The sequence below is a fragment of the Dactylosporangium sp. NPDC000555 genome (assembly GCF_040300025.1).
Classification (GTDB): domain Bacteria; phylum Actinomycetota; class Actinomycetes; order Mycobacteriales; family Micromonosporaceae; genus Dactylosporangium.
Window position 1 is genome coordinate 45994 of record NZ_JBEPDB010000053.1, and the last position, 15612, is coordinate 61605.

Below are 15612 nucleotides of genomic sequence, written 5' to 3' on the forward strand. Positions count from 1 at the left end.
CGCTTGCCGGAAGACCCTGGCCCCGCCGCGGCACGGTCGTCCGTTCACTTCGGCAGACGCGCGCTCGCGCCGGCCCGGGTCTCGGCGACCTGCCGGGCCAGGGCCTTCACGGCCGGGCTGGTGCCGTTGGCGATCTCGGCGGCCGCGAGCCGGCCCAGCTGGTCGAGGTGCTCCCGCAGGCAGTCCACGGCCTGCCGCTCGAAGTCGGCCCCCGAGCCGGCCCGCAGCGCGGCCAGCCGGTCGGCGTCGACGAGGCCCGGCATCCTGTGGCCCTTGTGCGGGTTGTCCTTGGGCAGGCCGGCCTGGTCGGAGAGGGCGCGCAGCCGGGGCAGTTCCCCCTCGTACACCCCGCGCAGCTCCTTGGCGAGCGCGACCAGCCCCGGGTCGGAAGCCCGCTGCCACAGCAGATCGAGCACCGGCAGCAGCTGCTCGTCCATCGGGATCATCAGCTCGACCCAGGCGAGATCGGTACCGCCGAAGTCCCCGGCGGCGGCCGCGGCGGAGACGGACGAGGCAGGCGCGCCGGAGACGGGCGGCACAGGGTGTTGCGCGGTGGCGGACGCGGCGCAGCCGGCGGCGAGGGCCAGGACGGCTGCGAGCGATACGAGCGATGGCAGCGGGTTCGGCAGGCGTCGCATGGCGGTGTGAGCCCTTTCCGGTGGCGGGACGCGAAGCCTGCGGCTGCGGCGGTCCTGGGCGCCCAGAGCCCGGAGCGGGCCGCCGCAGCCGCGAGGTCGGCGCGGGTGCGACCGCTCGCACGGCCACGCCCGGTGGCGGGGACCCCAACCCGGTCACCGCCACGACGCATGCGGAGCGCCCGGGTACCAGCCCGGACACCGCGCCCGGCCCGGCGCGGCTGGTGTCCCCGCCCGGAGACACCAGCCGGAGACACCGGGACTCCCGGGCAGCCCCCGCCTGGTGACCAACCCGAACGACCATGCCCCCGTACGCCACTGGCCGGGCGGCCCAGCCAGCCCCGGTCAAGCCCACTGACCCGCTGCGCTGGCCGCCCTGGACAGCGCTCGCCGCCGGCACCCGACCCATTGGAGAGCGCTCTCCACACGCCAGTCTCCCGCCTGGGACGAACCCGTGTCAACGGCATCCGGCAGGGCCGTCGGGCGAGATCATGGGAGAGCGCTCTCCCATGCGGTGCGTCTCAGCCCAGACGCACCTCGCGCAGGGTGTGCTCGGCGACCGCGGCCATCTCCGCGGTGCCCGTCGCGTCGGCGGCGAGGGCGGCGCCGATGTTCAGCGCCCAGCCGCGCGCCCGCTGCCAGGTCTCCTCGTCGCGGCCCGGGCCGGAGCCCAGCGCCGCGCGGAACGCCGCCCGCGCCGGGGCATCGAAGACCAGCCACGCGGCGGCGAGGTCGGTGGCCGGATCACCGGAGGTGAGGTCACCGAAGTCCAGGACCGCCGCGAGCCGCCCGCCGGGGCCGGTGAGCAGGTTGCCGGGGTGCGGGTCGCCGTGCACCCACAGCGGCGGCCCGGACCAGAACGGTACCGCCACGAGCTCGTCCCACAGCCCCCGCAGGCCGGCGGGCACGCGCCCGGTGGCGAAGCGCTCGGCCATCGCCTCCGAGCGGGTCGACAACGGCACGCCGCGCACCGGGTTCGCCGGCGCCGCGGCGGGCGCGGGCACGTGCAGGGCCGCGAGAAACCCGGCCAGCTGCTCGGCGAACGCGGCACGCGGCGCGACCGGGGACGCGGCGACGACGGTGCCGGTCAGCCAGGGCGTGATGCTCCACGGAAACGGGAAGCCCGCCGACGGTACGCCCACCCGCAAGGGCACGGGGACCGGCACCGGCAGCGCCGCGGCGAGCCGGGGCAGCCACTGCTGCTCGCGGTACACCAGCTCGGCGGCGACCCGGCGGCGGGGCAGGCGCACGGCCAGGTCGGCGCCGAGGCGGTAGATGGCGTTGTCCCAGCCCATCGCGACCGGCGTCAGCGGGCCGTCGAGATCGGGGTGCTGTTCCAGGATCAGCCGGCGGACCAGGCTGGCGTCCACAGCGATGTCGGCTTCCATCGACACAGCATGCCAACAGCCACGAAACCCCGCGGCCACGAGCTACGCGGACTGCCGTACCACCAGCTTCGGGTCGAAGATGACCGACTCCACGCGCAGCGACGGATCGTCGATGCGGGCCAGGACCAGCCGTGTCGTCTCCGCGGCCATGTCCTCGAGCGGGTGGCGCACCGTGGTCAGCGGCGGCCGCGCGTCCAGCGCCGCGCTGCTGTCGTCGAAGCCGATCACCGCGACGTCGTCGGGCACCCGCACGTCGCGCGTGCGCAGGGCCATCAGCGCGCCCTGGGCCATGAGGTCGTTGGCCACGAACACGCCGTCCAGGCCGGGATGCCGCGAGAGCAGCGTGAGCATCGCCGACTCGCCGGACTCGTAGGTGAAGCCGCCCTCCACGGTGGGGAACCAGGCGTGCCCGTGCCGGGCGAGGGCCTGCCGGAAGCCGGTGAGGCGGTCCTGCGAGGCGGGCACGTGCGCCGGCCCGGTGATCATGCCGAGCCGGGCGCAGCCGCGGCCGAGGAGGTGCTCGGCGGCCAGGACACCGCCGGCGTCGTTGGCCAGGTCGACGTACGAGATCGGCACCGGCTGCGCGGGGCGCCCGACGAGCGCGGCGGCGATGCCGGCGTCGCACAGTTGCTGCGGCAGCGTGTCGTCGGGGTGCAGCGACAGGACCACGGCCCCGTCGGCCTGGCCCTGGCCGAGGTCGCCGACGAGCCGGGTGCGGGCCTCCTGGGTGCCGACGATCTGCAACGCCAGCTGGATGCCCTTCGGCCGCAGGACGCTCATCACGCCGCCGACGATGCGGCCGAAGAACGGGTCGGCGAAGAACCGGCGCATGAACGGGTCGTCGTCGTGCGACACCGCGTCGGAGACGACCAGCGCCACGGTACCGCTGCGGCGCGTGACGAGCGACCGGGCGGCCCGGTTCGGCACGTAGCCGGTCGCGTCGACGGCCTGCCACACGATCTCGTGCAGCTTGGGGTCGACGTTGCGCACGCCGTTGATGACCCGGGAGACGGTGGCCCGGGACACCCCCGCGGCCTCAGCAACGTCTTCGAGGGTCGGTCGCCGTTTTTCGCTCATCACGCGCTTTTATAGCACGACGCCGGAAAGCGCTCTCCGGGCAAAAGTCCCAGAGAGCGCTTTCCGGCCGAATCGCTTACCGGTACACGCCGAACTCCCAGAGGGAATAACCGTACGCGGTGGCGCGGACCTGCCCGTTCATCCGGACGTACCGCGCGTTGCCGTTGACGTTGATGTCGTCGAACCCGCCGTCGCCGGCCGTGGTCGAGAAGATCGTCGTCCAGTTGACGTTGTCGTCGGACGTCTGGATCTGGTAGCTCTTCGCGTACGCCGCCTCCCAGGCCAGGAACACCTTGTTGAAGGCCTGCTTGCTGCCGAGGTCCACCGTGATCCACGCGGTGTCGACCCACTCGCTGGCCCAGCGGGTGCCGTAGTCGCCGTCGGTGGCGTACTTGGGCAGCTGCGGGCCGTTGGCGCCGGTCGGCTGGTAGCTCGACGCGGTCGTCGGCTTGTTCAGCGCGATGTTCGTGCCGGGGATCGACGGCGCGACGACCCTGAACGAGCGGGTCTCGATGCCGACGTTGCCCTGGCCGTCGAACGCGTACACATAGATCTTCCACACGCCGAGCGTCTCCGGCGCGGTCACCGTGAACGTGCTGCCGTTCTGCGTGAAGTTCACGTTGCGCAGGCCGGTGCCGCCGGTGATGTACTTGTCGCCGGCCATGAGGTTGTAACGGATGGTGTCGCCGTCGGGGTCGCTCGCGGCGACGTTGACGGTGAACTGGCTGCCGGCCGGCACCGCGGTCTGGTTGCTGACCGTCATCGAGGTGATCCGCGGCGCGGTGTTGGCCGGCGGGGAGCCGGTGTACGCCTGCTGCAGCGCCCCGTACCCGAGCCGCCGCCAGCCGCCGCCGTAGGTGTTGAGCCACACGCCGCCGAAGTCGTTCTCCAGGCCGTAGTGGAACTCCGTCGCGCCGAGCGCCACGCCCGGGTGCGACTTGATGGCGTTCCAGCTGGCCGTGTAGCCGTCGCGCTTCTGCAGGTCGGTCGGCTCGGTCGGCACGCCGTTGACGTCGTTGGGGACCTCCCACTCGCCGGACGGGCCGCCCTCGGTGACCACGTACGGCTTGGTGTACCCGCCGTTGATCCAGTCCTGCTTGACGTTGCCGATCGCGCCGTAGGAGTTCACGGCCAGCAGGTCCAGGTGCGGCGAGTTCGCCTTGTAGTAGGGCCACGCGCCGGTGTAGGCGTCGGTCGAGGTGACCGGATGGTTGGGGTCGGCGGCGTGGATGGCCACGGCCAGCTCGTCCACGTACTTGGCGTACGCGACCCGGCGGGCCTCGACCTCGGCGGCGGACAGGCCATGGTCCTGCATGGTGAGGATGACCTCGTTGCCGACGTCCCACATGAGCACGCCCGGGTGGTTCTTCAGGGCGTTGACCCGGTTGACGATCTCGGTCTTCGTGTTGTTCTTGTACGCGGTGTCGTTGACGTAGTCGGCGCCCTGGTTGAGCCAGTGCCCGACGATCACCTTGATGCCCTGCTGGGCCGCGCGGTTGAGCAGCTCCGGGGTCTGCGCGTCGTCGACGCCCCAGGTGCGCACCGTGTTGACGCCCATGTTGCGCAGATCGCGCATGTACCCGTCGGCGGCGCCCTGCGGCGGGCCGTAGGTCAGGCCGCGGACCTCCCACGGCCGGCCGTCGACCTGCAGCTGCCAGTTGCCCTGGCCGCCGGTCACCTTGACCACGCTCGGGCCGGCCGGGGTCGGCGGGTCGGTCATCGCCGGCGGGGCGGTGCCGGCCGCCTTCGACACGGTGACCGAGTCGATGGAGAGCACGCCGCCGGAGGTGGTGTCCGGCGTCGGGGTGGTGCGTCCGGCGATCGCGTTGGGCAGCGAGCCGCCGATGGACAGGTCGAAGCGCAGGTAGAAGCCGTGGTGCACGGCGGCGTTCCACGCGGTCACGCCGACCTGGCTCTCCCGCACGACCCACGTCTGCTTGCCGTCGAGGTAGAAGCGGATCTCCTCGTCCGTCTTGGTCCGGTCGATGACCTGGGTGTACTCGTGGTAGCCGGTCTGGCAGCCGGTGCAGGTGGCCAGTCCGGAGCTGCGGCCGTTGTACTCGCCGCACGGCCCGTCGGGCGCGGTGCCGCAGTGCAGGGTCTGCGCCAGCTGGCTGCGGCCGTTGACGTCGGTCATGATGTCGGTCTCGCCGACCCCGGGCCAGTTGTTGAAGTTGCCGCGGTAGGCCGCGCCCGTGGCCCGGAAGCCCGGCCAGTAGCCGGCGCCGTTGGCGACGTCGGGCTGCTTGATCAGCGCGGTGAACTTGACCTGCTCGCCCGGGCCGGCCTGGAAGTCGGTGCGCTGGGTCTCCAGGCGGCCCGAGGTCCAGTTGCCCGCGCCGTCGCGGATCGCCTTGATATTCAGCTTGCCGGCGCCGTCGAGGTACACGTTGGCGGTGCTGTTGCTGGCGGTCTCCACCTCGCCGGTACCCCAGTTGGCGGCGCCGCCGGGGAACTGGGTGCCGGTGCGCATGATCCAGTTCGCGGCCGACGGCGAGGTGTTCGCGGCGCCGTCGAAGGTGTCGGTCCACACGGTCGTCCAGCCCGGCTCCTGCGTCGGCGGGGTCGACGGGGTCGGCGACGCGGTGGGCGAGGCCGACTGCGTCGGGCCGCTGCCGGTGAAGACCTTGAACTCGTACAGCGAGTAGCCGTACCCGCTGCCGCGGGCCGTGCCGTACATGCGCACGTAGCGGCCCGAGCCGGTCACCGGGATGCTCTGCGTGCCGCCGGCGCCGGTGCTGGTGGAGTACACGTCGGTCCAGGCGGTGCCGTTGGCCGACGTCTGGATCTGGAAGGACTTGGCGTAGGCCGCCTCCCACTGCAGGACCACCTGGCAGATCGACTGGGTCGAGCCGAGGTCGACCTGGATCCACTGCGGGTCGCTGAACTGGCTGCTCCACCGGGTGTTCGCGTCGCCGTCGAAGGCGTAGCTCGCGGCGGTACCGGCGCCCTCCGACGAGGACGCGCTGGCCGGCTTGCCCTGGGCGACGTTCGTCGTGCCGCAGGCGCCCGGCGACGGGTTGCCGCCGCCGAACGAGCCGTAGACCTTGAACTCGTACAGCGAGTAGCCGTACCCGCTGCCGCGAGCCGTGCCGTACATGCGCACGTAGCGCCCGCTGCCCGACACGTTCAGCGTCTGCGTGCCGCCGGTACCGGTCGTGGTGGAGTAGATGTCGGTCCAGTTCTGGTCGTCGGCCGAGGTCTGGATCTGGAAGGCCTTGCCGTAGGCGCCCTCCCACTGCAGCGTGACCTGGGTGATCGTGGCGGTCGCGCCGAGGTCGATGCGGATCCACTGTGGGTCGCTCCACTGGCTGCTCCAGCGGGTCCCGTCGTTGCCATCGTTGACGTAGCTGGGCGCCAGGTCGTCGGACTGCGCCGACGAGGCCGTGACCGGTTTGCCTTGCGAGATCAGGCCGTCCGCGGCGCGCGCGAACGGCGCGACCACGACGGCGACAACGGCGACGACGGCGAGCACAAGGGCGATGCGCCATCGCGAACTGAGCAGGTTCCGCCAGGCGGGGGCGGGCGTGTGCGCCGGATGCACGAGAGCTCCTTGGTGGGGTGTGAGGAGGCGCGGCGGCGGTTTGGAGAGCGCTCTCCGATAGGTCGCAGTGTTGCCCCGCGCTTTCGGCCGTGTCAAGTCTGCGAGCCGGCGCCAACTCGGCATCGCCGCCGCACCTTGACACCTCGGCACTGCGCGTCGCAGTCTGATCACGCCACTTGGAGAGCGCTCTCCAAGTCCTTCTCAGGGTGACGACTTCGACACGGGGTGATGTGTGTGAGCACGACGGCGGTCCAGGCCACGCAGGGCAGGCTGACCTTCCCCTCGAACTTCTGGTGGGGCGCCGCCACGGCCGCGTACCAGATCGAGGGCTCGGTGGACGCCGACGGCCGCACCCCGTCGATCTGGGACACCTTCGCCGCGCAGCCGGGCCGAATCGACAACGGCGACACGGGCGCGACGTCGACCGGGCACTACCTGCGGTACCGCGAAGATGTGCGGCTGATGGCGGAGCTCGGCCTGTCGGCGTACCGGTTCTCGGTCGCGTGGCCGCGGATCCGCCCGGCCGGCGGCGCCGGCGTGAACGAGGCCGGCCTGGACTTCTACGACCGGCTCGTCGACGAGCTGCTCGCCGCGGGTGTGCGCCCGGTCGCCACCCTGTACCACTGGGACCTCCCCCAGGAGCTCGAGGACGCGGGCGGCTGGACCAGCCGCGAGACCGCGCTGCGCTTCGGCGACTACGCCGCGACCGTCGCCGAACGCCTCGGCGACCGGGTCGCGCTGTGGAACACGCTCAACGAGCCGTGGTGCTCGGCGTTCCTCGGCTACGGCACGGGCGGGCACGCCCCCGGCCGGCGCGGCCACGCCGGTGCGCTCACCGCGACCCACCACCTGCTGCTCGCGCACGGTCTCGGCGTCGCCGCACTGCGCGCCGCGGGCGTCGCCGGGCAGGTTTCGGTGGCGCTCAACGCCGGCGCGGTGCGCCCGCTGACCGCCGACCCGGCCGACATCGACGCCGCGCGCCGCATCGACGGCCTGCTCAACCGCATCTTCTTCGACCCGATCCTGCGGGGCGCGTATCCGGCCGACACCATTGAGGACACCCGCGAGGTGACCGACTGGCACTTCGTGCGCCCCGCTGACCTGCCCGCCATCGCCGCGCCGATCGACGCCGTGTGCGTGAACTACTACCAGCCCGACCTGGTCAGCGCCGCGCCGCAGGGCCGGCTCGACCACGCCACGCCGTATCCCACCGCCCAGGCCGTGCGGTTCCACCCCACGCCCGGGCCGGTGACCCACATGGGCTGGTCGGTGGACCCGACCGGCCTGCGCGACCTGCTGCTGCGCATCCGCCGCGACTACGGCGACCGGCCGATCTACGTCACCGAGAACGGCGCCGCGTACGAGGACAGCGTCGGGCCCGACGGTGGCATCGACGACCCGGAGCGCATCGGCTACCTGCGCGCCCACCTGGCCGCGGTGCACGAGGCCCGCACCGCCGGCGTCGACCTGCGCGGCTATTTCGTGTGGTCGCTGCTGGACAACTTCGAGTGGGCGTTCGGTTTCAGCCGCCGCTTCGGCCTGATCCACGTCGACTACGCGACGCTGGGGCGCACGGTGAAGGCGAGCGGCCGCTGGTACTCGCAGGCCATCGCCCGCAACGCCATCGACGTGCCCCTGACCTGAGCGGCCCGCAGCCGGTCAGCGTTCGTCAGCGTTCGTCCAGGACGCGGCGCATCTTGCCCGCCGAGCGCTCCACCGCGCCCGGCGCCAGCGCCTCCACCCGGATCGTCACCCCGATCGAGCCCTTCGCGGCCCGCTCCAGGGCCGCGGCCGCCTCGCCGGCCGCCTCCGGCGTGGCGCCGGGGCGCCGCTCCGTGCGTACGGTCAGCAGGTCGAGGCGATCGTGGCGCGAGAGCACGCACTGGAAGTGCGGGGCCAGGGCGGCCTCCCGCAGCAGCAGCTCCTCGATCTGGGTCGGGAACACGTTGACGCCGCGAACGATCATCATGTCGTCGCTGCGGCCGGTCACCTTCTCCATGCGGCGCATCGTGCGGGCGGTGCCGGGCAGCAGCCGGGTCAGGTCGCGGGTGCGGTACCGGATGACGGGCATCGCCTCCTTGGTCAGCGACGTGAGGACCAGCTCGCCGCGCTCGCCGCCGGGCAGGACCGCGCCGGTGTCCGGGTCGACGATCTCGGGGTAGAAGTGGTCCTCCCAGATCGTCAGGCCATCCTTGGTCTCGGCGCACTCGTTGGCCACGCCGGGGCCCATGACCTCGGACAGGCCGTAGACGTCGACGGCGTGCATGTCGAGGCGCCGCTCGATCTCGGCGCGCATGTCCCGCGTCCACGGCTCGGCGCCGAGGATGCCGACCTGCAGCGACGTCTCGCGCGGGTCGAGGCCCTGGCGGACCATCTCGTCGAGGATCGCGAGCAGGTAGGACGGGGTCACCATGATGATGTCCGGCCGGAAGTCGCGGATCAGCGTCACCTGGCGCTCGGTCATGCCGCCGGAGACGGGCACGACCGTGCAGCCGAGGCGCTCGGCGCCGTAGTGGGCGCCGAGGCCGCCGGTGAACAGACCGTAGCCGTAGGCGACGTGCACGACGTCGCCGGGGCGGCCGCCGGAGGCCCGGATCGAGCGGGCCATCAGGCCGGCCCACGTGTCGATGTCGGCCGCCGTGTAGCCCGCGACGGTGGGCCGGCCCGTGGTGCCGGAGGAGGCGTGCAGGCGAAGAATCCGCTCGCGCGGCACGGCGAACATGCCGAACGGGTAGTTGGCCCGTAGATCGTCCTTCGTGGTCATCGGATACCGCGAGAGGTCCGAGAGGTCGGTCAGGTCGTCCGGCGCCACGCCCGCCGCGTCGAACGCGGCCCGGTAGTGCGGCACGTTGGCGTATGCGTGGCGCAGCGTGGCGCGGAGCCGGGCGAGCTGCAGGGCGGCCAGCTCGTCGCGGGAGGCGGTCTCGATCGGTTCCAGGGTGCCCGGGGCGGGGGTGACATCGCGCACACGAACATCCTGCACCCGCAGCTCGGCCCGTGCGTGCCCGCCGTCACGGCGCATCGGCCAGAGATGATCTTTCTGAATCGATACAGTAGAACCGCAGACCCAACGAAGAAGGAGTTCACCGACATGGAGACCGCAACCCGCCGCGTTCGCGCCGCCGTCGCTCAGCGCGTCGAGGCCCGCCGCGCACGCCGCCGGCTGGCCGGCGAGATCGCCGCCTACCGGACCCCGGCCGAGCGCCTGGAGCTGGACCTGATCCTGGGCCGGCACACCGAGGAGGAGATCGCCGAGGTCGACGCGATCCTGCGGGCGCAGCCCAACGCCCGGGCGCTCGACCTGACCTGACGCGGGCGCTGCGCTTCGCCCACGGGGAGATGACCCAGGCGGAGCTGGCCGAGCGCGTCGGCGTGACGCGGCAGACCGTCATCGCGATCGAGCAGGGGCGCTACTCCCCCACGCTGGAGACCGCGTTCCTGATCGCGCGCGTCTTCGCCGTACGCCTCGAGGAAGTCTTTCAGTATCCGCAGGAGTCCCCATGAGGGCGATGGTCCGCGAGAGGTACGGCACGCCGCTGGAGCCGCGCGACGTGCCCGAGCCGGCGATCAGCGCCGGGGGCGTGTTGGTGCGCGTGCGCGCGGCCGGCGTGGACCAGGGCGTGTCGCACGTGGTGACCGGCCCTCGGCGCGTTCACCCGCCAGCGGCTGACCGGGCTGACGGCCAGGGTCGGCCCGGAGCCCCTGGAGACCCTGCGCACGATGATGGATGACGGCAGCGTGTCCCCGGTGATCGACCGCACCCTCCCGCTCGACCAGGCGAACGAGGCGATCGCCTGCCTGCGCTCCGGGCGTGTGCGGGGCAAGCTCACGCTCACGATCTGAGCCGCGGCGGCCCCTCCCGGCGCTGCGCCACGAACGCGACCAGCCCGTCCACGTCGATGCCGTGCGGCGGGTCGTCCCGATACGCCTCGATGCGCAGCGCGGCCCTCGCCAGCAGCCGGGCGGCGCCCGCCGCGTTGCCGCGCCTGGCGTGCGTCAGCCCGACGGCGAGCTGCGCCAGCCCCCGCCACAGCTCCCGCTCGGCGTCGGGCGCGGCCTTCCAGGCGGCCTCGAGCACCTCGTGCGCGTGGAACGGCCGGCCCTCGTCGAGGAGCCGCTGGGCCTGCTCGAGGGCCTCGTCCGGGGTCACCGGCAGGACGTCGGGCATCGTCGGCACGCCGGCGGCGCCGCGGGGCAGCGGCCGCCCGAGCTCGTCACGCGGGCGCGCGTTGCGGGCCCTTCCGGCCGCGTCCCGGTCCCTGTCGCGATCCACTCTCCGACCGTACTTCACAGCAATCCGTGACGGTGGAGTCGCTCGATGTCGGGCATGATGGACCGCGTGACGCAATGGGAATATGCGCGACTGGAATACCGTGCGGCCGGCACGCTGGGCACGGACAAGTTCGAGGACTGGGACGCCGTGTTCCACCACCCCGGCGGCGTGCAGCGCTGGGGCACGGACGAACGGTTCAACGACCTGCGCCACCTCAACCGCGCCGGCGCGGAGGGCTGGCAGGCGTATGACCGCGCCGCGATGCTCATCGGCCAGCCACACCGGCTGCACGCCGTCACGTACTCGCTGCGCCGGCCCTTGGAGCGCGGACCGGTGCGCTGACGGCCGGCTGGACCATGGTCGAGTGCGGGCCGGCCACTGACCCGGCCGGCCCGCGGTGTCCGAGCGGTCAGAAGCCGGGGAAGACCGCGCGCAGGTCGTCCAGCGTGATCGGCCCCGAGATCCGCACGTCCGCCGGGGTGTACTCCGGCTTGAGGCGCCCGGCGGCCAGCCGCAGCCAGGCCTCCAGGGTCAGCGATAGCTCGCCGTCCGGCGCCGCCGGCGCCTCGGCGGTGAGCGCCACCGGGTCGGCCAGGTGCAGCCCGAGGGTCTCGCCGGTGTCGGTGAGCCGCACGAACAGGTCCGCGGTGCGCCCGTCGAGGTTGGCGGGCTTGGCGATCCAGCCGAGCAGGCCCTCGACCCGCTCGCTGATGAGCGTGGCCGCCTCCGGCGCGAGCGCGGCCGACGGGTCGAACGCGACCCGGACGTCCCAGTCGTGATACGCGAACTCGGTCAGCCGCAGCAGCGCCGAGGTCGCCACGTCGACCGGCTCCGGCATCCAGCCGACGTCGATGCGGTGCTCAGCGCGCCGCTGCGGCGTCAACGCCTCGTACGCCTCCACGAGGCGCCGGTTGGCCTCGGGGAACGCCTCCTGCCGCTCTTGCGGTGTCATGCCGTCCCAGCGGGCCCAGACACCCTTGTTGAACTCGAAGTCGGGGGCGGGTCCGCCCTCCAGGGACGCCCGGACGACCTCCAGGTTGATCTCGGCGCCGCTGCCCAGGTGGCTGATCACCTGCGACACGTCCCACTCGCTGGCCGCCGACGGCCCGGTCAGCTGGTCCGCGGTCAGGCCGGCGACCAGCGCGGACAGGTCGTCGTGGCCCTGGCGCAGGGCGGCGATCGCGAGATCGGCCCGAGTGCTCATGAAACCCCCTAAAAATTTGAAGCATAAACAAACCCGTGACGCACGACACGCAATGGGTGCCCGATCCGCAATATTGCCGCTGCGGCAACATCGGGTAACTTCGCCTGATGAACGCGGGGGCGGGGATCGATGAACGGGAGCGCACCACTCGGTTAAGGCCCCGCGCCTGGACCGAGCTGCTGCTGGTGCTCGGCCTGTTCCTGGCGTACAAGATCGGGCGCCTCGTCGTCGACGGCCGGGTGAGCGACGCCTTCGCCGACGCCCACCTGATCTGGGACATCGAGCGGGCGCTGCGCCTGCCCGACGAGGCAGCCGTCCAGCGCGTGCTGCTCAGCGCCGAGGCCCTCGTGCGGGCCGCGAACGTCTTCTACGCCGTCGTGCACTTCCCCGCCACGATCGCGTTCCTGGTCTTCATGTACTGCTTCCGGCCCGATCATTACCTCCGGTTCCGGCGAATCCTGGCCTGGCTCACCGCGATCGGGCTGGTGATCCACTTCGCGTTCCCGCTCGCGCCGCCACGGATGCTCGGCGGCCTCGGCCTGATCGACACCGCCGCCGTCTACGGTCCGTCAGTCTACGGCCCGCCGCAGGCCGACACGCTGAGCAACCAGTACGCGGCCATGCCGTCGCTGCACGTCGGCTGGGCGCTCGTCGTCGCGGCCGGGTTCATCCACGCGACCCGCAGCCGATGGCGCTGGCTGTGGCTGGCCCATCCGATCGTCACCATGCTCGTCGTCGCCGGCACCGCCAACCACTACTGGCTCGACGGGGTCGTCGCCGCGATCCTGGTGGGCGTGCTGCTCATGGCCACCAGCCGGCAGGAGCACCCGTCCCCGGCCGTGCCGATGCAGGTACGCCGCGCCAGCACCGGCACGGACGGGCCGCGGAAGGCGGTCGTCAACGCCGGCGCGGCGGCCGTCAGCCCGGCCGAGGCCGGCGTGGAAACGGCGAAGCCGTAAAGCCGACGCGACGACACACCCGTGGCGTCGATGCGGTATCAAAGGTCGCGTGGATTGGAATCTACGCACCTGCGCGCGCCACGGACACGTGACCTACGCGCCCACCGAGGACAGGTTCCGCGAGAAGCTGCACGCCACCACCCCGGTCGGCTCCGCGTGGCGCTGCCTGCGGTGCGGGGACTTCGTCATCGGCGAGCCGCACCGAACCGGCCCCGCCGAACGGGCGCCGATCGTGCTGCGCGGCCGTGCCCTGCGCGACGCACTGATCCTGCGGCTGTTGTCCGCCGAGCGGTTCATCAAGGGCCTGCTCTGCCTCGCCGCCGCCTACGGCGTGTTCCGCTTCCGCAGCCACCGCGACGGCGTCGAGCGGGCCTTCAACGAGGACCTGCCGCTGCTCAGGCCGTTCATGGACAAGATCGGCTGGAAGTTCGAGGACTCCGCGATGGTCCACACCATCCGGACCGTCATCGAGGCCGAGTCAAAGACCCTGCTCTGGGTCGCCGCCGGCCTGGCGCTCTATGGCACCCTGCAACTCGTCGAGAGTATCGGCCTGTGGCTGCTCAAGCGCTGGGGCGAGTACTTCGCCGTCGTCGCCACCTCGCTCGGCCTGCCGATCGAGATCTACGAGCTCACGGAGAAGATCACCGTCACCCGGGTCGGCGCGCTGGTGATCAACATCGCGGCGGTGCTGTACATCCTGCTCTCCAAGCGGCTCTTCGGCCTGCGCGGCGGGCACGCCGCATACGAGGCCGAGCGGCACGAGACGAGCTTCCTGGAGGTGGAGATCGCCGCCAGCGAGCCGACCCTGCCCAGCGGGCTGCGCAACCCGAAGGTGCCGGCCGCCATCCGGTGACGAAACCGTCATGGAACTGCCACTGGCGGCGGACGTAACGGCGTCGTATAGTTGAACGCGAGACCGGCATCTTCCCCCGTGGATGCCGGTCTTCTTATTTGCCGGTCTTCTTGTCTCAGGCGCCGACGTTCTTGCGGATCGCGCGAATCGCGTTCAGGTTGTGCTCGCGCGCGCACGCCTCCAGCGCTCTCGCGTCACCCTCGCCCTGCTCCAGCCGGTCCAGCAGCGCGTCGTGCTCCTCCACGGCCGTCGACAGGCGCACCGCCGGGTAGAGCGTCGTGAGCACCCGGGACGCGTCGATGCGGTCCCAGAGCCGGTCCAGCGACTCGATCACGTAGCGGTTGCCGCAGCAGCGGTACAGCACCCGGTGGAACCGGCGGTGCAGCAGCATCACCGCCTCGTGGTCGATCTGCCCCGTCGACGCGGCCTCCCGCAGCGAGGCGTTGAGCCAGCGCGCCTCGGCCAGGGCCTCGGGTGTGACCCGCGGCGCGGCCACCGCGAACGCGAAGCCGTCCAGCAACGCCAGCATCTCGACGAGCTGCTCCCACTCGTCGTCCTGCAACATCGCCACCCGGGCGCCGACGTTGCGCTCGAAGTGGACCAGGTTCTCCGCCTCCAGGCGGCGGATAGCCTCGCGCACCGGCACGGGGCTGATGTCCAGCTCGCGGGCGAGAGTGCTCAACACGAGCCGATGCCCCGGCTCGTATCGCCCGTCGACGATGCGTGCACGGATCTCACGGTAGGCGAGCTCGTGTTTGGAGGGCTCAGGGTGCACGTGTACGTCCGCTCTTGACAGGGGCCGGGCAAACCACAATCATATACGATGCGTATCATATACGCTTGCCGATTTGTCCGATGGTGCGGCCGATGCGAACGGGGGCGGCCGCACCATCGGTTATTCGAGAATCGCGGCGCGGCTGGGGTGGCGGTCGATCTCCATGAAGAGCCGCGGGCCGGCGAGGGGCTCGAAGCCGCTGCGTCGGTACACCTCGTGGGCATCGCGGGTGGCCAGCATCAGGCGCAGGACTCCGGCGGCGGTGAAGTCCTCGACCATGGCGTCGACGAGCCAGCCGCCCAGGCCGCGGCCCCGGTGTGCGCGGTCGACGTACACGTCGCTGATCCACGCGAAGGTGACACCGTCGGTGACCGCGCGGGCGAACGCGACCTGGTCAGGGCCGGAGCGGATCGTGTACGGCACCGAGCCGTCGATCGACCTCGCCACGAGATCGTAGTCCCGCCCGGCCGCCCAGTACGAGTCCTCGGACAGCCACCGGTGCACGACGGCCTTGTCGACCCGGGCCGGGTCGGTGGTCAGCAGGTACCCGTCACGTACGCGTTCGCCCACGTGCGGCAGCCTATCCATCCGGCTCCGGCCCGTCGCGGTCCAAATCTCGATCAGCGGACCCGGTACGGTTCATGGCCGCGTTCGACGCCGTCCTTCACGTAGCGTTCATCCGCTGATCGGCCGATCGGCCCGTGCGGCCGATGCCCGTCCGCCTGCGCCGTTCCTACATTGAGCCCGTGACCTTCGGGGTACGCCTCGGCATCGACTTCGGCACCCTCACCACCGTCGCGGCGCTCGCCGGCGCGGACGGTGCGGTCCGCCCGCGGCGCTTCGAGTCCGACCCGCCGGCCGGCGCGGCGCGCGAGACGCCCGCCGCCGAGCACGTCGCCGCGGT

Annotated in this window: 16 protein-coding genes; 7 read left to right on the forward strand and 9 right to left on the reverse strand. The window is 72.1% G+C overall.

The annotated features are described in order from the left end of the window. Positions 1 to 44: 44 nt before the first annotated feature. The 4 genes from ABT297_RS27640 to ABT297_RS27655 form a co-directional block, all read right to left on the reverse strand. Complete coding sequence (locus ABT297_RS27640) at positions 45 to 638, reverse strand: DUF305 domain-containing protein (protein ID WP_350554786.1); 594 nt, start codon at positions 636 to 638, stop codon at positions 45 to 47. Positions 639 to 1156: 518 nt separating this feature from the next. Beyond that, on the reverse strand, positions 1157 to 2023 hold the full coding sequence (locus tag ABT297_RS27645) for a phosphotransferase (RefSeq protein ID WP_350554788.1): 867 nt from the start codon (positions 2021 to 2023) through the stop codon (positions 1157 to 1159). 42 nt (positions 2024 to 2065) lie between these two features. Further along, complete coding sequence (locus tag ABT297_RS27650; protein ID WP_350554790.1) at positions 2066 to 3100, reverse strand: LacI family DNA-binding transcriptional regulator; 1035 nt, start codon at positions 3098 to 3100, stop codon at positions 2066 to 2068. Between the two features lie 76 nt (positions 3101 to 3176). Then, positions 3177 to 6644, reverse strand: a complete 3468-nt coding sequence (locus ABT297_RS27655) for a discoidin domain-containing protein (protein WP_350554792.1) — start codon at positions 6642 to 6644, stop codon at positions 3177 to 3179. Positions 6645 to 6878: 234 nt separating this feature from the next. On the opposite strand from ABT297_RS27655, the gene ABT297_RS27660 reads away from it, so the two are divergent. Next, entirely contained in the window at positions 6879 to 8288 is a 1410-nt protein-coding gene (locus ABT297_RS27660; RefSeq protein ID WP_350554794.1) for a GH1 family beta-glucosidase, read from the forward strand. Positions 8289 to 8313: 25 nt separating this feature from the next. Here the strand turns inward: ABT297_RS27660 and paaK are convergent, their stop codons facing one another. Further along, positions 8314 to 9612 carry a phenylacetate--CoA ligase PaaK gene (paaK, locus tag ABT297_RS27665; RefSeq protein ID WP_350554796.1) on the reverse strand — a complete coding sequence of 433 codons (1299 nt, stop codon included), beginning with the start codon at positions 9610 to 9612 and terminating at the stop codon, positions 8314 to 8316. Positions 9613 to 9735: 123 nt separating this feature from the next. Here paaK and ABT297_RS27670 point away from each other — a divergent pair, with 123 nt between their 5' ends. The 3 genes from ABT297_RS27670 to ABT297_RS27680 all read left to right on the forward strand — a co-directional run bounded on the left by ABT297_RS27670 (position 9736) and on the right by ABT297_RS27680 (position 10487). Further along, positions 9736 to 9954, forward strand: a complete 219-nt coding sequence (locus tag ABT297_RS27670) for a hypothetical protein (RefSeq protein WP_350554798.1) — start codon at positions 9736 to 9738, stop codon at positions 9952 to 9954. A gap of 8 nt (positions 9955 to 9962) precedes the next feature. Beyond that, positions 9963 to 10148 (forward strand): helix-turn-helix transcriptional regulator, encoded by a 186-nt coding sequence (locus ABT297_RS27675; RefSeq protein ID WP_502885654.1) that lies wholly within the window; start codon positions 9963 to 9965, stop codon positions 10146 to 10148. A gap of 171 nt (positions 10149 to 10319) precedes the next feature. Beyond that, positions 10320 to 10487 carry a zinc-binding dehydrogenase gene (locus ABT297_RS27680; RefSeq protein WP_350554816.1) on the forward strand — a complete coding sequence of 56 codons (168 nt, stop codon included), beginning with the start codon at positions 10320 to 10322 and terminating at the stop codon, positions 10485 to 10487. Here the strand turns inward: ABT297_RS27680 and ABT297_RS27685 are convergent. Continuing rightward, positions 10477 to 10917, reverse strand: a complete 441-nt coding sequence (locus ABT297_RS27685) for a DUF309 domain-containing protein (protein WP_350554800.1) — start codon at positions 10915 to 10917, stop codon at positions 10477 to 10479. The genes ABT297_RS27680 and ABT297_RS27685 overlap by 11 nt on opposite strands. A 66-nt stretch (positions 10918 to 10983) precedes the next feature. On the opposite strand from ABT297_RS27685, the gene ABT297_RS27690 reads away from it, so the two are divergent. Next, positions 10984 to 11259, forward strand: coding sequence for a hypothetical protein (locus ABT297_RS27690; protein WP_350554802.1), 276 nt, complete (start codon positions 10984 to 10986; stop codon positions 11257 to 11259). 67 nt (positions 11260 to 11326) lie between these two features. Here the strand turns inward: ABT297_RS27690 and ABT297_RS27695 are convergent, their stop codons facing one another. Continuing rightward, positions 11327 to 12121, reverse strand: coding sequence for a maleylpyruvate isomerase family mycothiol-dependent enzyme (locus tag ABT297_RS27695; protein ID WP_350554804.1), 795 nt, complete (start codon positions 12119 to 12121; stop codon positions 11327 to 11329). 107 nt (positions 12122 to 12228) lie between these two features. Between ABT297_RS27695 and ABT297_RS27700 the strand changes: the two genes are divergently transcribed. Both ABT297_RS27700 and ABT297_RS27705 read left to right on the forward strand, forming a co-directional pair. Then, positions 12229 to 13080 carry a phosphatase PAP2 family protein gene (locus ABT297_RS27700; protein ID WP_350554806.1) on the forward strand — a complete coding sequence of 284 codons (852 nt, stop codon included), beginning with the start codon at positions 12229 to 12231 and terminating at the stop codon, positions 13078 to 13080. A gap of 49 nt (positions 13081 to 13129) precedes the next feature. Further along, positions 13130 to 13933, forward strand: coding sequence for a DUF2127 domain-containing protein (locus tag ABT297_RS27705; protein WP_350554808.1), 804 nt, complete (start codon positions 13130 to 13132; stop codon positions 13931 to 13933). A gap of 115 nt (positions 13934 to 14048) precedes the next feature. On the opposite strand, the gene ABT297_RS27710 is transcribed toward ABT297_RS27705, so the two are convergent. After that, positions 14049 to 14708 carry a GntR family transcriptional regulator gene (locus ABT297_RS27710; protein WP_350554810.1) on the reverse strand — a complete coding sequence of 220 codons (660 nt, stop codon included), beginning with the start codon at positions 14706 to 14708 and terminating at the stop codon, positions 14049 to 14051. 120 nt (positions 14709 to 14828) lie between these two features. Continuing rightward, a complete protein-coding gene (locus ABT297_RS27715; RefSeq protein ID WP_350554812.1) occupies positions 14829 to 15278 on the reverse strand; it encodes a GNAT family N-acetyltransferase in 450 nt (149 codons plus the stop codon). Positions 15279 to 15612 lie beyond the last annotated feature (334 nt).

Coding starts and splice junctions, on each gene's coding strand:
- ABT297_RS27645 (WP_350554788.1), bottom strand. CDS start 2,023: ATGGAAGCCGACATCGCTGTGGACGCCAGCCTGGTCCGCCGGCTGATC.
- ABT297_RS27695 (WP_350554804.1), bottom strand. CDS start 12,121: ATGAGCACTCGGGCCGATCTCGCGATCGCCGCCCTGCGCCAGGGCCAC.
- ABT297_RS27650 (WP_350554790.1), bottom strand. CDS start 3,100: ATGAGCGAAAAACGGCGACCGACCCTCGAAGACGTTGCTGAGGCCGCG.
- ABT297_RS27700 (WP_350554806.1), top strand. CDS start 12,229: ATGAACGCGGGGGCGGGGATCGATGAACGGGAGCGCACCACTCGGTTA.
- ABT297_RS27640 (WP_350554786.1), bottom strand. CDS start 638: ATGCGACGCCTGCCGAACCCGCTGCCATCGCTCGTATCGCTCGCAGCC.
- ABT297_RS27670 (WP_350554798.1), top strand. CDS start 9,736: ATGGAGACCGCAACCCGCCGCGTTCGCGCCGCCGTCGCTCAGCGCGTC.